The 22,019-nt window shown below is 59.6% G+C and carries 18 protein-coding genes and 1 tRNA gene; 10 read left to right on the forward strand and 9 right to left on the reverse strand.

The window, feature by feature from the left end:
* Positions 1–183 precede the first annotated feature (183 nt).
* Positions 184–2,556: a transglycosylase domain-containing protein gene (locus CPPEL_RS10275; RefSeq protein WP_123961033.1), complete on the forward strand. Its 2,373-nt coding sequence runs from the start codon at positions 184–186 to the stop codon at positions 2,554–2,556.
* Between the two features lie 32 nt (positions 2,557–2,588).
* Here CPPEL_RS10275 and CPPEL_RS10280 read toward each other — a convergent pair whose 3' ends face one another.
* Positions 2,589–3,050 (reverse strand): GatB/YqeY domain-containing protein, encoded by a 462-nt coding sequence (locus tag CPPEL_RS10280; protein WP_123961034.1) that lies wholly within the window; start codon positions 3,048–3,050, stop codon positions 2,589–2,591.
* Between the two features lie 28 nt (positions 3,051–3,078).
* Here CPPEL_RS10280 and CPPEL_RS10285 point away from each other — a divergent pair, with 28 nt between their 5' ends.
* Entirely contained in the window at positions 3,079–3,984 is a 906-nt protein-coding gene (locus CPPEL_RS10285) for a metallophosphoesterase (protein ID WP_123961035.1), read from the forward strand.
* A 111-nt stretch (positions 3,985–4,095) separates the two neighbouring features.
* Positions 4,096–4,172, forward strand: a tRNA-Pro gene (locus CPPEL_RS10290).
* 196 nt (positions 4,173–4,368) lie between these two features.
* On the opposite strand, the gene CPPEL_RS10295 is transcribed toward CPPEL_RS10290, so the two are convergent.
* Together CPPEL_RS10295 and CPPEL_RS10300 are read right to left on the reverse strand one after the other, a co-directional pair.
* Positions 4,369–5,202 (reverse strand): GDSL-type esterase/lipase family protein, encoded by an 834-nt coding sequence (locus CPPEL_RS10295; RefSeq protein WP_123961036.1) that lies wholly within the window; start codon positions 5,200–5,202, stop codon positions 4,369–4,371.
* Between the two features lie 133 nt (positions 5,203–5,335).
* Complete coding sequence (locus CPPEL_RS10300) at positions 5,336–6,766, reverse strand: YhgE/Pip domain-containing protein (RefSeq protein WP_123961037.1); 1,431 nt, start codon at positions 6,764–6,766, stop codon at positions 5,336–5,338.
* 219 nt (positions 6,767–6,985) lie between these two features.
* Here CPPEL_RS10300 and CPPEL_RS10305 point away from each other — a divergent pair, with 219 nt between their 5' ends.
* The 6 genes from CPPEL_RS10305 to CPPEL_RS10330 are packed head-to-tail and all read left to right on the forward strand — an operon-like array spanning position 6,986 to position 12,885.
* A complete protein-coding gene (locus CPPEL_RS10305; protein ID WP_123961038.1) occupies positions 6,986–9,955 on the forward strand; it encodes a DUF4040 family protein in 2,970 nt (989 codons plus the stop codon).
* Positions 9,952–10,380: a cation:proton antiporter subunit C gene (locus CPPEL_RS10310; RefSeq protein WP_123961039.1), complete on the forward strand. Its 429-nt coding sequence runs from the start codon at positions 9,952–9,954 to the stop codon at positions 10,378–10,380. Before CPPEL_RS10305 ends, CPPEL_RS10310 begins: the two co-directional genes overlap by 4 nt.
* Positions 10,380–11,924 carry a monovalent cation/H+ antiporter subunit D family protein gene (locus tag CPPEL_RS10315; protein WP_123961040.1) on the forward strand — a complete coding sequence of 515 codons (1,545 nt, stop codon included), beginning with the start codon at positions 10,380–10,382 and terminating at the stop codon, positions 11,922–11,924. Before CPPEL_RS10310 ends, CPPEL_RS10315 begins: the two co-directional genes overlap by 1 nt.
* Entirely contained in the window at positions 11,925–12,305 is a 381-nt protein-coding gene (locus CPPEL_RS10320) for a monovalent cation/H+ antiporter subunit E (RefSeq protein WP_123961041.1), read from the forward strand.
* 2 nt (positions 12,306–12,307) lie between these two features.
* Positions 12,308–12,574 (forward strand): cation:proton antiporter, encoded by a 267-nt coding sequence (locus CPPEL_RS10325; protein ID WP_123961042.1) that lies wholly within the window; start codon positions 12,308–12,310, stop codon positions 12,572–12,574.
* On the forward strand, positions 12,574–12,885 hold the full coding sequence (locus CPPEL_RS10330; RefSeq protein ID WP_123961043.1) for a Na+/H+ antiporter subunit G: 312 nt from the start codon (positions 12,574–12,576) through the stop codon (positions 12,883–12,885). The genes CPPEL_RS10325 and CPPEL_RS10330 overlap by 1 nt, the downstream gene beginning before the upstream one ends.
* On the opposite strand, the gene CPPEL_RS10335 is transcribed toward CPPEL_RS10330, so the two are convergent.
* Positions 12,849–13,373: a 4'-phosphopantetheinyl transferase family protein gene (locus tag CPPEL_RS10335; protein ID WP_123961044.1), complete on the reverse strand. Its 525-nt coding sequence runs from the start codon at positions 13,371–13,373 to the stop codon at positions 12,849–12,851. The genes CPPEL_RS10330 and CPPEL_RS10335 overlap by 37 nt on opposite strands.
* Before the next feature lie 53 nt (positions 13,374–13,426).
* Here CPPEL_RS10335 and CPPEL_RS10340 point away from each other — a divergent pair, with 53 nt between their 5' ends.
* On the forward strand, positions 13,427–15,907 hold the full coding sequence (locus CPPEL_RS10340; RefSeq protein WP_123961045.1) for an AMP-binding protein: 2,481 nt from the start codon (positions 13,427–13,429) through the stop codon (positions 15,905–15,907).
* On the opposite strand, the gene CPPEL_RS10345 is transcribed toward CPPEL_RS10340, so the two are convergent.
* The 5 genes from CPPEL_RS10345 to CPPEL_RS10365 all read right to left on the reverse strand — a co-directional run bounded on the left by CPPEL_RS10345 (position 15,788) and on the right by CPPEL_RS10365 (position 21,828).
* Positions 15,788–16,453: an ABC transporter ATP-binding protein gene (locus tag CPPEL_RS10345; protein WP_123961046.1), complete on the reverse strand. Its 666-nt coding sequence runs from the start codon at positions 16,451–16,453 to the stop codon at positions 15,788–15,790. The genes CPPEL_RS10340 and CPPEL_RS10345 overlap by 120 nt on opposite strands.
* Positions 16,446–18,035 carry an ABC transporter permease gene (locus tag CPPEL_RS10350; RefSeq protein WP_245990444.1) on the reverse strand — a complete coding sequence of 530 codons (1,590 nt, stop codon included), beginning with the start codon at positions 18,033–18,035 and terminating at the stop codon, positions 16,446–16,448. The genes CPPEL_RS10345 and CPPEL_RS10350 overlap by 8 nt, the downstream gene beginning before the upstream one ends.
* Positions 18,036–18,083: 48 nt before the next feature.
* Positions 18,084–19,106 (reverse strand): Fe(3+) ABC transporter substrate-binding protein, encoded by a 1,023-nt coding sequence (locus CPPEL_RS10355; protein WP_123961047.1) that lies wholly within the window; start codon positions 19,104–19,106, stop codon positions 18,084–18,086.
* A gap of 155 nt (positions 19,107–19,261) precedes the next feature.
* A complete protein-coding gene (locus CPPEL_RS10360; protein WP_123961322.1) occupies positions 19,262–20,167 on the reverse strand; it encodes a Sir2 family NAD-dependent protein deacetylase in 906 nt (301 codons plus the stop codon).
* Positions 20,168–20,277: 110 nt separating this feature from the next.
* Positions 20,278–21,828, reverse strand: coding sequence for a catalase (locus CPPEL_RS10365; RefSeq protein ID WP_123961048.1), 1,551 nt, complete (start codon positions 21,826–21,828; stop codon positions 20,278–20,280).
* Positions 21,829–22,019: the final 191 nt, after the last annotated feature.

Raw genomic sequence — 22,019 nt, forward strand, 5'->3', positions numbered from 1 at the left:
CCGATCGACGCTCAAGCTCGAGCGCCGAAAACGTACATGTATAATTCTATTCGCCCACCTACCTATCTAGCGAATGGATCACACTTCATGGGTTACCCCCAAGCGGGTCACATGGGCATTCAAAGAGGCGGGGGTGCGCCATCGCTTCTTTTGCGCAGCCAAGGAAGCCAGTAGGGTGTAACCGTGTCTGTAGGGAAATCTCTGATCAAAATGGTCGGTGGCGCACTCGCCGCCGGCACGATCGCTGCCGTGGTACTCACCCCCGTCGCAGCTATCTCCGCCGTGGCTATTGAGCGCACGGACGAGACCATGCAATCAAATATTGATGATCTCACCTTCGGAGCCACCCCCGGTGTAAGCACCATCCTCAATGCCAACGACGAGCCCATGGCGTGGCTCTATAAACAGCGGCGCTATTCGGTGCCCTCTGAGGCCATTGCCGAGCCAATGAAAGCCGCCATCGTAAGCATCGAGGATCGCCGCTTTTATGAGCACAATGGCGTAGACCTCAAGGGCAATCTGCGCGCCATGGCCACCAACTTGGTGGCCGGGGGCGTGGAACAGGGCGCCTCTACCTTGGATCAGCAGTATGTGAAGAACTACCTGCTTCTCGTGGCCTCAGACAATCCCGATGAGCAGGCGGCAGCAACAGAGACGTCGATTCCTAGAAAACTGCGCGAGATGCGCATGGCCTCCAGCATCGATGAGAACCTAAGCAAAGATGAGATCTTAACTCGCTACCTCAACCTCGTGCCCTTCGGCAATAACGCCTATGGGGTGGAAGCAGCGGCGCAAACCTACTTTGCAAAACCAGCGGCGGAATTAACCATTCCCGAAGCCGCGATGCTTGCCGGTATCGTGCAATCTTCTTCCTATTTCAATCCCTACACCAACCCCGAGGCCGTGACTGATCGCCGCAATGAAGTGCTAGGCGCCATGGCCGAAACCGGGGCGATTACACCCGAAGATGCCGCGCGCTATCAAAGCGAGCCACTTGGTGTACAAGAGCAACCAGGTGGGCTACCCAATGGCTGTATTGCCGCAGGCGATGCCGGTTTCTTTTGTGATTATGTGCTGAAGTACCTGGGCGAAAAAGGCCTAGACCTCGACACCATTACCTCTGGTTCCTATACCATTCGCACCACCTTAAACCCCGAGGTGCAAGCTGCCGCACATGATGCGGTGACTGGCCAAGTGCCTGCATCTACCCCTGGGGTGGCCAATGTGATGAATGTGATTGAGCCGGGTAGGGATAGCCGCAAGATTTTGGCCATGACCTCTTCTCGCGATTATGGCCTTGACCTTGAAGCCGGCCAAACGGTGCTGCCACAGACGGCATCACTGGTGGGCTCTGGCGCAGGCTCAGTATTTAAGGTCTTTACCGCCGGTGCCGCGCTAGAAGATGGCTACGGGCTCGACACCATGCTCGATGTGCCCACCCGCTATGAGGCCAAAGGCTTAGGCGAAGGCGGCGCCGATAACTGCCCCGCCAATACCTATTGTGTGGAAAACTCCGGCTCTTATGCCTCCAGGATGTCGCTGCAAGATGCCCTGGCATATTCACCGAACACGCCATTTGTAAAGCTCATCAGCGAAGTGGGCGTGGACAAGGTGGTGGATCTTTCCGTCAAACTTGGGCTGCGAAGCTACGAGGAAGCAGGCACCTTTGATGGTGAATCCTCCATTGCCGATTACATGAAAGACCACAACTTAGGCTCCTATACCCTTGGGCCCACCGCGATCAATGCCTTGGAAATGTCCAATGTGGCAGCATCAATCGCCTCCGATGGCCGCTGGTGCGAACCGAACCCCATTGAAAACGTCACCGATGCAGAAGGCAATGAGGTGTTCCTAGAGCGCCCCGATTGCGAAGACGCAATGGATGCCGATGCCGCCAATGCGCTGGGGCAAGCATTGAGCAAAGACACTATCAAGGGCACCGGCGCCGATGCCGCGAAGGCCTTTAATTGGTCTACCCCGCTTGCCGCTAAGACTGGTACTACCGAATCCCACCAATCGGCTGCGTTTATGGGCTTTAACTCCGCCTATGCTGCCGTAACCTACATCTATAACGACGGCACCTCGGTGGCGCCGCTGTGTACCTCGCCGGTGCAGCAGTGTGGTGCCGGAAGCCTCTATGGCGGCGATGAACCAGCGCGCACCTGGTTCTCTGCGGCCAATGCCAGCAACATTGCCCAGCAGGGCGATCTGGCACCGATTGGTGATACTTACCGCCGCGGGCGCTCGGCCACGCTGGGAGATCAGTTCATTGGCCGCGATGTAGCAAGTGCCGAACGCGAACTGACCAAGCAGGGCTATAAGGTGGTGCGACAGTACGTTGCAGGCGATGGCAAACCTAAAGATCAGGTGCTTCGCACCAGCGTGCCCACACCACTACGCAAGGGCTCAACCATCACCTTGTACATCTCTGATGGCAGCCCGGCGCGCAGGCCAGCACCGCAACCGGTAGTGCCGTCTATTCCTCCGGTGCCGGAGATTCCGAGCCAGGACGTAGACAGCATTACCGATTCCATCAGGAGGCTCCTGGGGCAGTAATGCCAGGAACATGGCTTGCTCCTGGCGGCTGACTAGCCCTGCAGGGCTGCGCGTACCGCGGCGCTGAGGCGCTTGCCATCGGCGCGCCCATCGGCTTTGGCGGTGGCGATTTTCATGGCGTTGCCCATGAGCTTCATCGAAACCTCGCCATCGCCGGCGGCTTCTTTTACTGCGTCCTGGGCGAGGGCTTCGAGTTCGGCATCGTCAAGCTGAGCCGGCTGGTACTGCTCGAATACCTTGGCCTCTGCCAATTCAGTATCGGCAAGCTCTTGGCGGCCGTTTTGGGCGTAGACCTCGGCGGATTCTTTGCGCTTTTTAATTTCCCGGGCGATGACTTTGAGCACGGTGGCGTCGTCAAGCTCATGGCGAGCACCGCTGGTTTCCTCCGCCTGAATCGCCGAAAGCAACATGCGCAATGCGGAAGTGGTGAGCTTATCGCGCGCCTTCATGGCGGTGGTGAGGTCTTGACGGATGGTTTGCTTGAGTTCACTCATACCTTGAGAGTACCGGTAGGCTGATCGAGTGGCTTCAATTTTTCAGGTAACGGCACGTGCACTCGGCGGTCTTGCGCTTGGCGGGGCTGCCACCTTGGGCTGGGCTATGCGCGAATGCACCCAGTTCCGGCTCCACGAGGTAGAAGTACCCATCCTTGAACCGGGCACCCTCGATGGGCGAGACGCCTTCCGTATCCTGCACATCTCCGATTTGCACATGATCCCCACCCAGCGCGCGAAGCAGGAGTGGGTTCGCTCCTTGGACGCCTTGCAGCCCGACCTGGTGGTCAATACCGGCGATAACTTAAGCGACCAAAAAGGCGTGCCAGGCGTGCTGCGTGCCCTTGAGCCGCTGCTGCGACGCCCAGGCCTGTTTGTATTTGGCACCAACGACTACTTTGCCCCCAGACCAGTCAATCCCTTCAAGTATCTGCTGGGCAAAAAGCGCAAGGTCAGCCGCGTGCCACTGCCCTGGCAAGGGATGCGGGCAGCCTTTGTGGAACACGGTTGGATGGACGCCAACCAAGCCCGCCACGAGTTCAAGGCCTCTGGGCTCAAGATCGCCGCAGCCGGGGTGGATGATCCCCACCACGACCTGGACGATTATGAGGAGATCGCTGGCCCACCCCACCCCGAGGCCGACCTCTCCTTAGCCTTGCTGCACGCTCCCGAACCCCGCGTGCTGGAGCGTTTTGAGGCCGACGGCTACATGCTCTCCTTATCCGGCCACACCCACGGCGGCCAGGTCTGCCTGCCCGGTGGGAAGGCATTGGTGACCAACTGCGGCATCGACCCGGAGCGCTGCAAGGGGCTGCACCGCTTTGGCAAGATGTTCATGCACGTCAGCAACGGCCTTGGCCAGTCCAAGTTCGCGCCCGTGCGCCTGTTTTGCAAGCCCTCTGCCACGCTGCTGCGCTTGGTGGAAAAGGTTTAGGCTTTTCCACGGGCGCACGCCCGCCCCAACAGCGTTTGAGCTGCGACCTGCCGTTTTGGAGTTCCAGGCACAGCTCACTATGCTGTTCTGGGTAGCACGCAGGTGTTATGCCGGGATATGGCGCAGCTTGGTAGCGCGCTTCGTTCGGGACGAAGAGGTCGCAGGTTCAAATCCTGTTATCCCGACCACCAACCGCAGATCAGAAAGACTATAACTTTCTGAGCTGCGGTTTTTCTTATCCCCTGCCCCAAACCAGGCCCGCTCAACCCGGCACGATAGGACGCGGCTACAAAAGTCGGCATAGAAAAAGCGCACCCGAAGGTGCGCTTGCTCATCAGCAGGCAGCGGCGGACAATCGTCAGCTCAGACGCCAGGTGCTAGGCCCTAGGCGCGGCCAGCGAACTCGCCTACCGTGTCGAGGCCGATGTCGGTGGCGTGCACGGGCAGCTTGTGCGGGCCGGCGCCGAAGTCGATCAGGCCTGCGTACCAGGCATCATCGGAGCACATGCCGTGGCCTGCGGTGGGGATCTTGGAATCGACGAACTTCACGCCGGTTTCCTGGGAGACGGTGCGCAGGGTGTTGCTCAGGCCGTTTTCATAATCGGCCATGGCCTGCAGGTACAAAGGCACGGTCTGGCCGGGGGCCACGCGGATCAGGCAGACATTGCCGTCGGGTGCGATGGTGGGGTAGTCCAGGATCTTGATCTGGGCGTTGGGTGCTACTTCCTTCACGCGGTTGACGGCATCACGCATGGCAACGTGGATGCGGGTGAAGATTTGCTCCAGGGATTCTTTGCCGTTGTAGGGGTAGGTGTCATTGGCACCTGCAAGCAGGCCAACCTGGGTGGTGTGGGGGCCGAGCTGGCCGGTGGCTGCTGCGTCGTTGATCAGGTCGATCACGTGGCGTCCGCCGGAGGCCAGGCTTGCACCTGCGCAGGTGAAGTTGGCGGTGGGCTGGCCTGCGCCGCGGCCGAAGGCGTCGGACATGCGGTTATCGGTGCCGCAGCCGAGTTGGTTTACAAATACGCCCTCGGGCAGTACCACGCTGGAGGGGTTGGCAATGACTTTGCCGGCAAAGAAGGACACTACGGAGGGGTTCGCGGGCACGGAATCACCGATGAGCACCGCGTTCGGCTCCGCTGCCGAGGCATTGGGGGCAAGCATAAGGCTGGCGCTGGCGGCGAGGGCAGCGATTGAGGCGATTACGCGGTTGCGCATGGGGGTCCTTTCTTCGGCGTGCAGACATAGTGTCTATCCGTCGTTATGATTTCGTTATTACAACGTAGCGGAACCTTTTGCCTAAAAACAACCGCACCAGCCTAAATCACACCAGTCACGCGCGTAACAATTGTCACATTGTTCGCTTTTCGACGTCCTCCGTGCCAGATTCCGGGACGATCTTCAAGCTCGCAGCCGCAGCCCCAATCAACGCAACCATCACTGCCAGCGGCGCCCACAAAGCCGCGCCGCCCACCTGATTGCCCACAGCACTCAAGGCCAAGGTGGGGTAATTCAGCGGCATCAACGCCGCTAGTGCCTCAAGGCCTGAGGCAATCGACTCGGTCGCTGCCTTATTCCACACCCAACCAACAACGCCCACCTGGGCAAGCAAACCAAAAAAGCTCAGCCCAAGGCCAATGCGAGGGCCAAGGATGCGCATCAAGGCCATCGTCATTGCTGCAGAAAGCGCTGCTGCCAGCACACCCACCACACCGGCGATCAGGGCGGCGCCTGCGCTCATGCCCACACCCAACACTCCAACGAGCACGGCAGCGAGCACACCGAGTGCTGCAATTGCTACGGCACTACCGCGCCAATCACGCACTCGCGTTGCAGCGGCCAACATGATCCCGGCTGCAATAAAGAAGGCATACAGCGGCGCAAGCGATTGGCTCACCCCTGCCTCTTCGGCCTCCTGCGTGCCAGGGCTTATAGCGGGCAGTGCCCGCTGCGCCGCGGTGAGCTTGGCGCTGGTGTCTTGAGCCATGGAATCAATCTTTTTCACGCCCTCATCTAATTGATCCACGCCACTGGTTGCTTCATCCACCCCACCGGATAGCTCATTGAGCCCGCTGGCTAAATCCTTCGAACCCTTCGTAGCACTATAGATGCCATCGTGATAGCCATAGCCTGGCACGGCAAGCTGATTGGCCACCTCGCGCGATCCATTACGCAACTCTTCTAACTGCGCCTTCGTGCCCTCATCTAAGGCGGCGGCCTCCACGCGCTCATGGAATTCCGCCAGGCGCTGCTTCATCTCCGCAGCGCGCGGATCCACGCTATTTTCCACATCGGCCTGGGCATCTTCAATAGCCGTTAAGATCTGCCCCCTGGCAGCTTCCAGGCCCACCATCTGATTCACCGCGGCCTCCACGCCATCGGCAACCTTGGTGGCACCATCGCCTAATTGGGCGGTGCCCGCCTGAAGCTCAGTCATGCCATTGGCAAGCTGCTGCGAGCCATCGCGTGCCTCATGCACGCCATCGCCTAGGGCCTGGGAGCCGGTTTTGAGCTTCTCGGTGCCGTCGACAAGCTGCTTGGTGCCACTTTTGAGCATCGAGGACTGGGCGTTGGCATTGCCCACCGCCCTGCGCACCTCGCTGAGATCGGGCATCGCCACCGCCGCGGGTGCTCCCTGAGACTGCTCAGTATTAGTCCAGGTGGATGCGATCTGGGTATCACTTGTTGCCGCCACGCCTACACCAGCAAGCAGGGGCACTGCCAAGAGAATGGAAGCGATCACACGCTTTCCGGTGGCCTCGGGCTTAGAAATGGGGCTCATGGTTTAACAAACCTAGCTTCTTACTGGGCGTTTGCGTTCGCGGCGCGCGCGTAACGCAGGTATTTTTGTAGGGCTTTCTACCTCTTTTGCCGTGTGAGATCCCCTATGCCCAACTGGTAGTGTTGAGGCGTTAGTTGTGCCCGATTGCCTTTTGTTTGCTTGTGATCCCACAAGATCCAACAGGCCACGAGTTCCTACCTCAATGGGTGTGAAACCACTGTGACCCTTTTGTATGTTCTAGCGCTAGCCGCGCTCGCGATCGCCGTTTCGCCACTTCTGGTCAAACTGATTGATCGCGCCGCCGGCTGGCCGCTTGCAGGCATCTTCCTTTTTGCAGCCGTGTTATTAATCCGGCAGCTCCCCGACATCTACGACGGCAAGGCGTTAAGCTACCAAGCCACCTGGGTGCCCGACCTGCTCGGCCCTGGCCTTGGGGTGAACTTCGCGCTCAAAGCCGATGCGCTCAGCGTCTTCTTCGCGCTGCTCGCGCTACTGATCGGTGCCGTGGTGTTTATCTATTCTTCGGCCTATTTATCGAAGAATAAGGGCAACACCAGCTTCTACACCATCATGACGGCCTTTACCGCCAGCATCTTGATGCTTGTGCTTGCCGACGACGCCTTCGTGCTCTTTATCGCCTGGGAGCTCGTCTCCTTGGCCTCATTCATGCTGATCGCACGTTCCGGCGGCACCGGCGGCGAGCTCGGCTCCCAGCGCACCTTGATCCTCACCTTCATCGGTGGACTGACCATGCTCAGCGCGCTGGCGATTGCCGCCACCCAAACCGGCACCACCAGCATCTCTGGGATCTTGGCCAGCGATGTCTGGGCCGAAAAACCAGGACTGAGCTCTACCATCGCGGTGCTCATCGCCGTATCGGCCTTTACCAAATCGGCCCAGTTCCCCTTCCATTTCTGGTTGCCAGAAGCCATGGCAGCAGCCACCCCGGTATCGGCATTCCTGCACGCCGCAGCCGTGGTCAAGGCCGGTATTTACCTGCTCATGCGCTTTAGCACCATCTTCCACGACAACGCCACGTGGAACTGGCTGCTGATTGTGGTGGGTATTGTCACCGCCGTGATGGCCTCACTGTTTGCCATCCAGAAATCGGACTTGAAAAAGCTCACCGCCTACTCCACCGTCTCGCACCTGGGCTGGATTGTTGCCACCATCGGCGTTGGCACCCCCTTGGCCTTGGCCGCAGCACTGGTGCACACCCTGGCGCACGCGATGTTCAAGTCCAGCTTGTTCATGCTCATTGGCGTGGTAGACCACCAAACCGGCACCCGCGATGCCTCGCGCCTTGGTTCCTCTTGGCGCCTGCTGCCCTTTACCTTCGGCTCGGTGTGCATCGCCGCAGCCTCCATGGCTGCCGTGCCGCCGACCCTTGGGTTTATCTCCAAAGAAGGCATGCTCGCCGCCTTTGAAGAAGCCCCCATCGGCAACGGGCCTGCCGCCATCTTGCTCATCGCCGCAGGCATTGGTGCACTGTTTACCTTCACCTATTCCGCGCGCATCGTCTGCGATGGCTTTATCGACGGCGACCGCGACATGTCGGAAACCAAAGAAGCCCCCATCTCCCTGTGGCTTCCAGCCGCAATTCCCGGCGTGCTTTCCTTGCCCATCGTGTTCTTCGTATCGGCCCTGGACAAGCCCATTAGCTCGGCAGTGGCCGCGGTATCTGAAGATCCCCACACCCACCTAGCGCTTTGGCACGGCTTCAACGTGCCGCTGGCGATCTCGATTGCCGTCACGGTGCTCGGTGTGGTTGGCATTGTGATGCGCAAGCAGATCTGGGCCGCACTCGATGGCCGCAAGCTGGCATGGCGCAGTGGCAATGAGCTGCTCAACACCGCCGTGCGTGGCCTAGCAGGCTATGGCAAGGCCGTGGGCAAGATGGCAGATTCTTTAAGCCCCACCCGCCACCTGGCCGCCATGTTTGTGCTCATCATTGCCCTCGGCGGCACGGTCGCTATCCGCACCCTTGTCAGCGGCGGTATCGACGGCGCTGCAATCGCCCCGCGCGTAGAGGGCATGGATCGCTGGAGCGATCTGGTGGCCCTGGGCATCGTGGCGCTAGCGCTGGTACTGCTCGTGCGCACCTCCTCCAGGCTGACTGGCGTGGTGCTGCTCGGCGTCGCCGGCATGGGTGTGACCTTCCAAATGCTCACACTCGGCGCACCCGATGTGGCACTCACGCAGTTGCTGGTAGAAGCACTCACCGTGGTGATCATGATGCTGGTGGTTCGCCAGCAGCCAGAAACCTTCCACCCCACCAAGCCCAAGCGCCGCATCGGCGCCGGAGTAATGGCAGTGCTGGTTGGTCTGGTCACCTTCGGCGCGGCCTACGGCCTGCTTGGTAGGCGCGAACGCACCGAGCTTTCGCTGTGGTACTTAAATAACGGCCCAGAGATCACCGGTGGCGACAACATTGTCAACACCATCCTGGTGGAATTCCGTGCCTTCGATACCTTGGGCGAGCTCACTGTGTTGGGCATGGCTGCCGTGGTCATCGCCGCAGTAGTGACCTCCATGCCGCGCTACCCCTTCCAACGTGGCACCCACCCCACTCCCTTCGGGCGTGCACGCATCAATGCCATCCCCGCGCAGCAACTGCTTCGCTTCCTCATTCCTGCCCTCGCAGTAGTGAGCTTCCTGGTATTCATGCGCGGCCACAACAGCCCAGGCGGTGGCTTCATTGCCGCGCTGATCTTCGGTGGCGCGCTGATGATCTCCTACATTTCCTTCCCGCGCGACCAGCGCATCGTGGATGTGTACACCCCCGCCAAACTCACCGGCGTTGGTGTGTTGCTGGCGCTGCTTTCAGGCTTTATTGGCCTGATCAAGGGCTCGTTCCTCTATGCACTGCATGGACACTTCGCCGGGAATCACTGGACCACCTCGATGATCTTCGACGTGGGCGTGTACCTGGCGGTGATGGGCATGCTCAGCATGGCCATCAACGTGTTGGGCAGCTACCTGCGCCCAGGCATGAGCCGCAAGCAATTGACGTTTACAAAAGACAACTCGCCGCTGCAAGCCGCACCGGAAGTCAGTGCCCGCGAGGACGACGACCCGAACTTCCCAGACGGCAAGCCCTTTGAACATCAAACGGCCACCCGTCCAAAGCGCGGGGAACGCAGAAAGGCCCAAACCATCAAGCAAATCCAGAAGGAGCAAGCACAATGATCCTGGCTTTGACCATTGCGCTGCTAGCCGCCGGTGGCACATACCTGGTGCTGCAGCGCGGCATGTTGCGACTGGTAATTGGCATGACGCTAATTAGCCACGCCGTAAACCTGCTCATCCTGGCAACCGGTGTGCCCAAGTGGCGCGGCGAGGCATTCCCCAACATCACCGATCTTGCCGATGCCGCCGATCCGCTACCCCAAGCATTCGTGCTCACGGCCATCGTGATCGCGATGGCTACCACCACGTATATGCTCACCCTCTCCGGGCTTGGCCGCTCCGATGACACCCTGGCCGAAGAAGTAGCCGATGAAGATTCGCCGCTACAGACCCTGGGCAGGTCCATCTCCAGCGCCGAGGTTGCAGAAAACCTCGACCACAACGCCAAGCGCATGCAATCGCGCTCTGAGGAGGCGAAGCACTAATGGATTATGTTCTTCCCCTCTTCGTGGGCCTGCCGCTGGTGGCAGTGGCGCTCACTACCTTGGCTCCCTGGCGGGCATTCCGCGATATCACCGCGCTTGTCACCCCAGTGCTCACCGGCCTGGCCGCGGCCTGGCTCTTTGCCTACACCGCCGCCAATGGCACCCAGGCGCACTCCATCGGCCTCTACATCGGTGGCGTGGCCATCCCCTTTGCCGCCGATCAATTCAGCGCCGTGATGATGGTGACCACCTCCATCGTGGCCTTTGCCTCTAACTGGTTTGCCATCGTGGTGGGCGAAACGCGCGCCCGCTACTACGCGCCCCTTTCACTCATGCTCCTCAGCGGTGTGATGGGCGCACTAATGACGGCCGACCTATTTAACTTCTTCGTGTTTATCGAGGTCATGCTCATGCCCTCCTATGGTCTGCTGGCCATGACGGGCACCTGGGCAAGGCTTTCAGCCGGGCGCACCTTCGTGCTGGTGAACCTGGCCACCTCCACCGTGCTGCTCGCCGGTGTGGCGCTGCTCTACGGTGTAAGCGGCACCGTAAACATTGCAGCCCTCTCCGGTGCTGCCGCGGGCAATGGCCCGATCACCGTGGCCATGGGCGTGATCATCATTGCCCTGGCCGTGAAGGCAGGCATTTTCCCCGTCCACACCTGGCTGCCGCGCTCCTACCCCTCCACTTCCGCCTCGGTGATGGGCCTGTTTTCTGGCCTGCACACCAAGGTGGCGGTGTACATGATCTTCCGTATCTACGTGGTGATCTTTGATCTCGAAGCCCGCTGGATGTGGCTGATTATTGTGATCTGCTCGCTTTCGATGCTGGTGGGCGCCTACGCCGGCTTGGCAGAAAACTCCATGCGCCGCGTGATCTCCTATCAGATGGTCAACGGCATGCCCTTCATCTTGGTCATGCTCGCCTTCGCCACCGGCCACGAGCCAGCAGCCCTAGCCGCCGGCATCCTCTACATGCTGCACCACATGATCACGGTGGGTTCGCTCATCTTGGCCACCGGTGCAGTGGAAGAAACCTATGGCACCGACCTGATTTCCAAGCTCCACGGTCTCGCACACCGCGACCCTTGGGTAGCAGCGGTCTTTGCCGCAGGCGCGTTCTCCGTGGTGGGCTTCCCCCCATTTTCTGGACTCTGGGGCAAAGTGGCCCTCGTTGTGGCCGCCGCCCAGCCTGGCGATATCGCCTCCTGGATCGTGATCGCCGTGATCGTTGTGGCAAGCTTCGGCGCCTTCCTTTCCATGATGCGCCTGTGGCGCGAAACCTTCTGGGGCCAGCCGCTGAATAAGGAGCGCTACCCCGATGGATTGAAGGTTCGTTGGCGCAGGCTCGCCCCGAGTGCCGTGCTCATCGTCATTTCCTTTGGCATGTTCCTTGGCGCAGGCCCGATGTTCGAGCTCACCAACCAGGCGGCCGAGGGGCTTCTCGACGTCCCCGCCTACCAACAAGCCGTCCTCGGAGACGAAGCAGTGGGCTTGCCCTTAGACGTCCAGGCCAATGCCGCAAGCGAGCTAGGAGGCAAATAAATGCACGCCATTAAGTATGTGTTCTGGCTGGTCTGGCAGATCGTTTTAGCTGCTAACACCGTGCTAGTAGATACGCTCAAAGGCAACAAGGGCATCGACCCCATCGTCGTGCACTACCCCCTGCGCCTGAGCAAAGACTGGCAAATCACCGCCTTCGCCGTGTCCATCACCATGACACCCGGCACCATGAGCATTGGCTTGAGAGAAGACCACACCCTGCTGGTACACGCCGTGTACGGCTCCGACCCGCAAGCGGTGCTCGAAGATCTCGCCCACATGGAAGCCACCATGGCGCCAAGTGTTCGCTCCATTGCCCACAACCTCGAAGCGGCAAAGATCGAACAACCGGCACCCGTGCCCGAGCGAAAGGAAACACCCTAAGCATGTTTCTCACCGTGATCTACATAGCGATGGGCGTATTAGGAATCTGCGCGCTCGCAGCACTCGCACTGATCCTGCGCAGCAAAGATGCCTTCAGCCGCGCCGTGGTAAGCGACCTCGTCTTCTACACGCTCATCGGCCTCTACGTGCTGTGGTCTATGACCCACGACACCCAGATCGCCTACGATGTGCTGCTGCTCGTAGCCATCATCGGCGGCGTGCTGCCCACCATGTCGGCCGCACGCATCATCTCGAAGGGACGCCGCTAATGTTCGATATTGTTGCCGCCGCCATCGTGATCATCGCCTGCATCGTCATCGCCTTGACCACCCTGGCCGTCTGGCGCGCCCCAGACCCACTCACCCGCGCCAACGTACTTAGCACCAACACCAGCCTCGCGCTGCCACTGTTGATCATTGCCAAACTCATCCACGACATCGGCGCAGGCACCTTCCTGATCAGCGACCTCATCGTCGCAGCCCTCGCCATCACCGGCCTGCTGGTAGTCCTCGCCATCGGCTCCTTCGTCATGGGTCGATCGCTTTACGAGGTCGCCCGAGAAGACGCCGAACGCGAATAACGCCACTGCTCAAACAGCACGCCCCCATCTTCAAGGGCGTGCTTTTTGCATTCCTGCTGCCCCGCCAACGCAGCCACGTACCCAACAGGTGCCGCAATATCGCACACCCACCGCGCAGCAGGACACTTCACCTGCGCTTCATGGCGCGCCCAACCATCAGGACAAGGCAAACGCTGCACATCCACCCCCACCGGAGCATCACCTACAGCCACAAACACCCACTGGCCCGAATGGGCGATGGAGACGAAACCAGTATTGGTTTGGACAGGCCCGTGGCCTTCGCCCCCGCACTCCGGACACACCTGCTCTTCTAGATATATATCTAGAAGAGGCAGTAGGGCGTGGCCGAGCAAACGCCTGGCCCTGTCAGCCGGCTGCACAAACTGCTCAAGTTGTGCTCGATCCTTGGCGCTGAGCAGTTCCTCGAGGTCTGCACCGGCGACGCTGAGGGGGATTTGATACACCACGATTCCTACCTCGCGATTCATAATGGATAGGATACCCTTAACTCTTTTAGGCGTCCCTACGTTGAGGTAACCCCATGAATCTCGCCCGTGCGCTCCTTCACCCCTCAGATGCACCCGCGCTGCGAAGCGAAGCCACCACGCTAAGCCATGCTCAGCTCAAAGAGGCAGTGTCTGTCTGCGCCGCCACCCTCGCGGCCTCGCAACGAATGCTGATCCAGGTGCCTTTTGAGCGCAGCATTGACGCAATCATCGGCTACCTTGCTGTGCTTGAAGCAGGCCATGTGGCCTTGGTGGCTGGCGATCAGGCAGCAAAGCCCTATAAGCCCAATGCGCGCATGGATGGCCAAACCATGGTCACTTTGCACCGTGACCCCATCGAGCTGCACCCCGATCTTGCCGTGCTGCTGAGCACCTCCGGCTCCACGGGATCAAGCAAATTGGTGCGCCTTTCGGCCGAGAATCTGCACTCTAATGCCGATGCCATCATCTATGGCTTGGGCCTTGAGGCCTCCGATGTGGGCGCTACGTTATTGCCGCTGCACTATTCCTTTGGTCTTTCGGTGCTGCATACGCACCTGCTTGCTGGCGGCTGCCTTGCTGTGGGCGAATGGAGCATGACTGACCCAGACTTGCACCAGAAGTTGAGCAAGTTCCAAGTGAGCAATATTGGCGTGGTGCCCCACATGCTCGAGCTGGCCCAAACCACACCTACTTTTGATCCGGCCCCTGCTTCGCTGCGCCTGGTGTATCAGGCCGGCGGCAAACTGGATGCCCATTTGGCCAAGCAGTGGTCCAAGCGCTTGGGCGCACAGGGCATTGCGTTTTCCATGATGTACGGGCAAACAGAGGCGAGTGCGCGGATGACGATTACGCGGCCGTCGACAAGCTTGGAGCACCCAGATGCCGTGGGTGAAGTAATCCGCGGCTCTCAGATGCGCGTGGATCACGGCGAGCTGGTCTTTAGCGGGCCTGGGGTAATGATGGGCTATGCCATGCACCAAGACGACCTCGCTTTGGGGCGCATGATCAATGAACTGCGCACCGGCGATCTCGGCAGCGTGGAAGAAGGCATCGTGCGCATCCACGGGCGCAGCAGCGACTTTCTTAAAATCGCCGGGCTGCGCATCGCACTGCCAGAAATCCAATCGCAATTAAGCAAACAACACATCCACGCCATCGTCACCGGCGACGACACAGCCGTGCGCGTGCTCGCCACCCAAAGCACCGCACCCAACACCACCGAACTCATCGCCGCCACCGGCCTCGATGGATCCCATGTGCGAGTCGCCACCACCAAAACACTGCCACTTTTGCCCAATGGCAAACCCGATAAAAGGCGGGCGAAGCAGATGGTGGATGAGCAGTGGGCTGGCTCTGGAACATTGCCAAAACTCGCCCATCTTCTAGGTATATATCTAGAAGAGGTGGATGTGTCGAAGTCCTTCGTGCACAACGGCGGCACCAGCCTCAACCACGTCGCCGCCGCCGCCCTGCTTGGCCGCCATCATCATTTGCCGCCGAATTGGCAGCATGTGCCTTTGGAGCAGATTTTGGCTACGCGGAGTTCGTCGATGGTGCGTGCTGATACGCCGATGGTGTTGCGTGCTGTGGCGGCGTTGACGATTGTGTTGAATCATGCGAATTTGGCGCGTGTGTTGGGTGGGGCGCATACCTTGTTGTTGGTGGCGGGGTATCAGTTGGCTGCGTTTGCGTTTGCGTTGCCTTCGGCGCGTGATCGTGTGCGTCGGGTGGCGCTGACGTGTGCTGCGGTGGCGATTCCTACTTCTGTGATTTCTTTGGTGGGTGTGCTGATTACGGGCACTTATGGCTGGTCCAATGTGTTGTTGATTGAGTGGTTGTGGGAGAGCCAGGGCTCTACGTGGCTGTTTTGGTTTATTGAGACCTACCTGCTTGGCATGGTGGTGCTTACGGCTTTGTCTTGTGTGCCGGGTGTGTGGCGTGTGTATGCCCGCGATGGTTTTGCTGGTGCGTTGCTGTTGTTTGGTTTGTTGCTGCTGCCTCGTTATGCGGTGGAGATTTTCGATCCTTCGCATTTGCGCCATGGGCCTTTGGGGGCGATGTGGCTGTTGGCTGCGGGTGTGTTGGTGCGTAATGCGCAGCAGCAGGCGCAGAAGATTGTGGCGTGGATGCTGACTGCTGTGGCGTCGTGGGGGATGTTTGCAACGTTGTGGCAGTGGGCGTATGTGCTCATTGGTGCGGCACTGTTGTTGTGGGTGCCGCAGATTCCTTTGCCGCGTTGGGCATTAAGGCCGGTGGGCTTGTTGGCTGCTGCGTCGCTGTATTGCTATATCTTGCAGTTCGATATTCTTGCCCGCATTGCTAATCCTTGGGTGGGCGTGGTGGCGTCCTTGGCTGCCGGTATTGCTTGCTGGGCGTTGGTGCAGTTGTTGGTGGTTCGTCGTTTGTGGCCGTGGTTAACGCGTCGTTTGCGCGGTGCTGATCGGCTCCATGTGGACGATGTCGCTGGCCAGGGCTTGGGCGTCGGCGCTGTCGTGGGTGACAAGCACGCTGGTCACGCCGGCGCGTTCAAGTAGTTCTCGGACTTCGTGGCGTACTTGTTCGCGCAGGTTGGCGTCGAGGTTGGAGAAGGGTTCGTCAAGCAGGAGCACTTTGGGCCTGGGGGCAAGGGCGCGGGCAAGTGCTACGCGTTGTTGTTGGCCGCCGGAAAGTTGGTGTGGGTAGCGCGAGTGAAGTTCGCTTAAGCCCACCATGTCGAGCGTTTCGGCTACGCGCTGTTTGCGCTGCTCACGGCTCATGCCGCGCAGTCCATATTCCACGTTGCGCTGCACCGTCATGTGCGGAAAGAGCGCATAATCTTGAAACACCAGGCCAATCCCGCGGGCTTCTGGGGCTTGGAAGCTTGTCGACGAAGCCACGCACGCATCCCCAATGCGCACCTCGCCAGAGGCTGGGCGTTCGAGGCCTGCGATGAGCCTGAGCACCGTGGTTTTTGCGCAACCGGATGGCCCAAGCAGTGCGGTGCAGCTTCCGGGGGCTACTCTCAAGTTGAAGTGCGCCAGTTGGTCGTCTTTGGCGTGGGGGTAGCGGAACGTGACGTCGACAAGCTGGATGCTAGACATGTGGGTTCTCCTGGGATTGGCGTGCCACGATCAAGGCGATGGGGATCATGGCAATACCGATAATGAGCAGGCTTGAAAGCGAAGACTCAGGGATCATCTCATCGTTGGCGTATTCGAATACGCGCGTGGATAAGGTGGCGAAGTTGAAGGGGCGCAGGATCAACACGATGGGAAGTTCCTTCATCATGTCGATAAACGCCAGGAGGAAGGCGCCGATTAGCGCCGAGCGGATCATCGGCACGTCCACGGTGGCCGTGGCCCTCAGTGGCCCCGCACCTAGAAGGCGTGCGGATTCGTGAGCGCGGATGCCCACGCGCTCAAAACCAGACTCCACCGATTGCATACTCACCGCCAGGTAGCGAATGAGGTAGGCCACCACGATGATCGCGGGCGTGGCGGTCAGCGCAGTGCCGATGCGGGTATCGAGCCACACTCCCACCGACAAGATGGCCAGGGCAATCACCGTGGAAGGCACCGAGTAGCCCATCACGGTGATGCGCGCGAAGGTTTTGGTCACAGCACTTGGCCACAGCCTTTGGGTTTGGGCCACGATCAAAGCGCAGATGGTGGTGGCAAGCGCACCGGCCAGCGCCACGGACACGGATGTGCCGAGGGTGGCAAGCAGGCCATCGAAGCGGATATTGGGCATAGACACAATGGCCCAGTAGATCATCTGGATCATGGGGATCAGCAGCGCAAAGGCCAAAACCGACCACGCTGCAAGGGGGACCAATACGCGCGCTAGGCCGCGTAATTGCATGCGCTGCATCGGCCGTGCGCGAACCCCCACCGAGGCCGAGCGCGGGCCGCGCAGTGCTTTTTCTCCAGCAGAAAGCAGGGTGACCACCAGCAGCAAGATGGCGGCGAGCTTTAAGGCCGCCGTCATATCTCCAAGGCCGAGCCAACTTTTGAAGATGGCGGTGGTAAATACTTCTAGGCCAAAGTAGGAGGCCAGGCCATAATCGGAGAGCACCTCGAAGGCCACCAGCGTGGCACCAGCTACCACGGCGTTGCGGGTAAGCGGCAGGATCACCGTGAAGTAGGCGCGCATCGGGCTTGCCCCAGACACGCGGGCGGCCTCAAGCAGGTGGCCTACTTCGCGGGATAAAAAGGCGCGAAGCACTAAGAAGATGTAGGGGTATAAAAACAGCGTGAACATCAGCACCGCGCCAAAAGGCGTGAGCAGATCAAAGCTGCCTGGTTTAAGCTCCACCCCAAGATTGCGCAGGCCCACCTGGATCCAGCCGGTGTAGCCGGTCATGGCCACGTAGGTATAGCCGCCGATATAGGGCGGGATGGCAAGCGGTAGTACTAGGCCCAAAGAGAGCAGGCGCCTGCCTGGGAACTCATAGGCTGTGACCCACCACGCTAAGGCGGAGGCCACGATCACGCTCAAGATCACCACGGCGAATACCAGCTTGAAGGTGCCCCAAATATAGCCTGCGAGCAGGTTATCTACGATGTGGTGCCAGGCATCGCTGGCTGGGGCAAAAAGCCCGGCGAGGATGCCGAGCAGTGGGGTAAGCATGAGTAAGACCACGATCGCAGTGATCGTGGTCCAGACGCGACGAGAAGTGATCAAAATTGCGCGATTCTTCCAAAGGTTTGTGGCGGTTGTAGTGAGTGCAGTTTACTTCCAGCCGACCTCGTCGAAGATCTTGGTGGCATCATCGCGGTACTTGCCAAGCTCTTCATAATCCACCTTTTGCTTGGTGAATTCGCCCCAAGACTTCTGCACCTCAGGCAGCGGGGCCTTGGGGTTGAGCGGGAACTCGCCGTTTTCTTGGGCATAGAGTTCCTGAATCTTCTCGCTAGAGAGGAATTCCAGCAGCTTGATGGCGTTTTCCTTGTGCTTTGCACCCTTGAGCATGGCACCGTAGGAGATGTTGAGGTGGGTGTTCTCGGGGAAGATCAGGCCGACCTTTTCAGCCACCTTGGCCTCGTTGGGGTCCGAGGACTTTGCCATGCGAGCCCAGTAGTAGGAGTTCATGATGGCCAGATCGCCCTCGCCTGCGGCAACAGCCTTGGCTTGGTCAATGTCGTTGCCCTTGGGCTCGCGGGCGAAGTTATCTACTACGCCTTGTGCCCACTGCTTGGCGGAATCTTCACCATCGACCTCGATAAACGAGGCCAGCAGCGCCTGGTTATAGGAAGAGCTGGAGGGGCGAACCAGGATCTGATCCTTCCACTCAGGCTTGGTGATGTCCTCATAAGTCTTGATCTTCTCCGGGTCCACGTGATCCTTGTTATACGCAATCACGCGGGCACGAGAAGTAATACCCATCCAATAATCGCCACGGAACTGTTCGGGGATATTGGACTCGATGGTGTCGCTCATGGCGTCTTCCAACGCGTCCGCCTCGTGCAGCGGATACAGCGACTCGGCACCGACGGTGAGCAGCACGTCTGCCTGGGGCTTATTCTTTTCGCGGGTGATGCGCTCTACCAGCTCATCGCCTTTGCCCTCGACCACGTTGAGCTTGAGGCCAGTTTCTTCTTCGAACATCTTGTACACCTCTTTATCCACGTCATAGTGGCGAGAGGAATACACATTGACTACGTCATCGGACTTCTGATCAAAGCCTTCTTCCCCGCTCGAGCAAGCGGTGAGGGTGAGGGCAGCAGCTAGGCCGGCGGCAATGAGGCGGCGCATTTCGCTCCTTCTAGATATTTCGAGATTAACTTAGGCTACGATTAGCAAACCTACACCAAAATATAAGGCTTGCCTAGCCGCTTTTAGCTTTTCGACGCCCCCGCACACAACCCATCTGCCCGCATACAGAACCCTCTGCCAGCAACCTTGAAGCCTTAGAGATTGAGCGCATCTAAAAGATCATCAAAGGCCGGGCCTACCTGGGTGCGCCAGAGGGTGTGGGCGCGCGCATCGGCCCTTCCCGGGCCACCATTAATAACGGCCACTTCCTTGCCCTGCTTGAGGGCATCGAGCACGAAGCGATACCCACTCATCACCGCCAAAGATGATCCGGCGACCAACACGGATGAGGACTGTTCCAGCAAAGCGGAGGCGCGCTCGCGGCGGCTTTTGGGCACCGGCTCGCCAAAATAGACCACGTCTGGTTTGAGCAGCTTGGAGCCGCATACCTGGCAACCCACCAGCTGAAAACCCGCCACCTGCTTGGCGCTGAGCGTGACATCGCCATCGGGATTCACCATGGCCGGATCGAGCTCAATCTGCGCTAAATAGTTGGGGTTTGCTGCCTGGATGCGCTGATCGAGCTGGTGGCGATCCTCCTTTGCCCCGCAGCTTAGGCACACCACGCGGGCTAAATCGCCGTGCAGGGCAATCAGGCTGCTGCTCCCGGCTGCACGGTGCAGGCCATCGACGTTTTGGGTGAGCACACCTGAGACAAAGCCCGCGCGTTCGAGCTCTACGAGGGCAAAGTGTGTGCGATTCGGTGCTGCTTGATCCAGGTGGCGCCAGCCCACAAAGCTGCGTGCCCAATAGCGTTGCAGGGCTGCTGCATCGTGACGAAACTCCTGGTACGTCATGGGACGATGCCGGGACAAGGAACCTCGCGGCCCGCGATAATCGGGAATACCCGATTCGGTGCTCACGCCCGCGCCGGTGATCACCATGACCCGGCCTTGGCGCAGTTGATAGCTGATGCGCTCTAGGGCCTGCGGCGCTGGGGTGGGCTGGGCAGTTTCTTCTACCACGCGCGCAATGGAGCGCAGCGCAGAATCGTGCGCCATTTGGATGGCAGGATCAAAAGCTGAGGTGGGCTGCACATGCACGAGCGTACCGTTAAAGCGAATAAGCCCCGCAGCGATGAGCTTGCGGGGCTTAGGCGTTGGGGCGGTGCTTACTTCTTGGAAGCGAACACGCGCTTGACTTCGGCGCCGAGGTGTTCATCCACCTGGCTCCAGTACCAGTAGCAGCGCTCCTCCGTTTCGGGGGACACGCCCTGCATGGCATTGGTGATGTTTTCTACCAGGTGCTCGCGCTGAGTTTCGTCGAGTACCTCGCGGTAGAGGATGCCGGGCTGGATAAAGTCGTCATCTTCTGGGTGCTGCACATAGGCTGCGCGCACCAGGTCCGTGCCGTGAGGATCCGGGTTCACGTAGAGGTCGCCGGCCTGGCCGAAGGTCTCGCCAGAGTTCGAAGTCTGGCCATCGTCGAGGTAGCCTGCGCCCTTTGCAAAGCGGTTGGGGCTATAGGTAGGAGCATCGGCCGGGTTGAACTCATAGGCCATGTGCCCTTCGTGGCTATAGGTATTGACCGGGTTCACGGGGCGGTTGATTGGCAGTTGCTGATAGTTCGAGCCAATGCGTGCGCGCTGGGCATCAGCATAGGCAAAGGCGCGAGCCATGAGCATGCGGTCGGGTGAAAGGCCAACGCCTGGCACCAGGTTTGCCGGGTCAAGGGCAAGCTGCTCAATTTGGGCGAAGAAGTTCTTCGGGTTGCGGTTCAAGATGAAGTAGCCGACGTCGATAAGCGGATAATCCTTCTGCGACCAAGTCTTGGTCAGATCGAAGGGGTTCCAGCGGTAGTTATCGGCCTCGTCGTGGGGCATGATCTGCACCTTGACGTCCCAGATGGGGTAATCGCCGCGCTCGATGGCGTTAAAGAGGTCCTCGCGGTGGTAGTCGGCATTCTTGCCGGCCATCTCCTCGGCCTCGGCATCGGTGAAGCAATCCCAGCCCTGGCGGGACTTGAAGTGGTACTTGATCCACACCGGGGTGCCTTCCTCGTTGATCCACTGGAAGGTGTGGGAGCCAAAGCCATCCTGGTGGCGGGAAGTCTTAGGAGTGCCGCGGTCGGTCATCAGATACGTCACCTGGTGCGCGGACTCTGGGGTGCGGGTCCAGAAATCCCACTGCATATCTGCATCGCGCAGACCATTGGCACCCAGGCGCTTCTGGGAGTGGATGAAGTCGGGGAACTTGATGCCGTCGCGGAGGAAGAAGGTGGGGGTGTTATTGCCCACGATGTCGTAATTGCCGTCTTCCGTCCAGAAACGAAGCGCGAAGCCGTGGACGTCGCGCCAAGTATCCGGGGAGCCCTGCTCGCCAGCCACGGTGGAAAAGCGCACGGCCATGGGAGTAACGGTGCCCTTTTGGAAGAGCTTGGCCTTGGTGTACTGGGAGACGTCTTCGGTGATGTGCAGCTCACCAAAAGCGCCGTGGCCCTTGGCGTGGGGGTTGCGCTCCGGCACGCGCTCGCGGTTGAAGTGCGCCAGTTTTTCAATCAGGTGCAGATCATTGAGCACGTTGGGGCCTTGAGCGCCAGCGGTGATGGACACATTTTCGCTGGGTACGGGCTGGCCACCTGCGCGGGTGGTGTGGTCTGCGTTTCCGGTGCGCTCGCCCTGGTTCAAGATTTGATCGGCGGCGGATTGTTCGTTCTGAGACATCAGCGTTGCCCTCCTAAGGGTTTTCCTATTGATGTGCGTTAATTAATAACCTACACCTAGTCACCTCAGGCTTCAAGCGCGATGCGGGCATTCACATGGAATTCCTAGGCAATACAGAGCTTTTTATGCCCTAAAAGCGCGTCCCCGCTGGGCAACTTCGCTGTGCAACCTCACTGCGCACCCCACTGTGT

Origin of the sequence: Corynebacterium pseudopelargi (assembly GCF_003814005.1) — a bacterium.
Taxonomy (GTDB): domain Bacteria; phylum Actinomycetota; class Actinomycetes; order Mycobacteriales; family Mycobacteriaceae; genus Corynebacterium; species Corynebacterium pseudopelargi.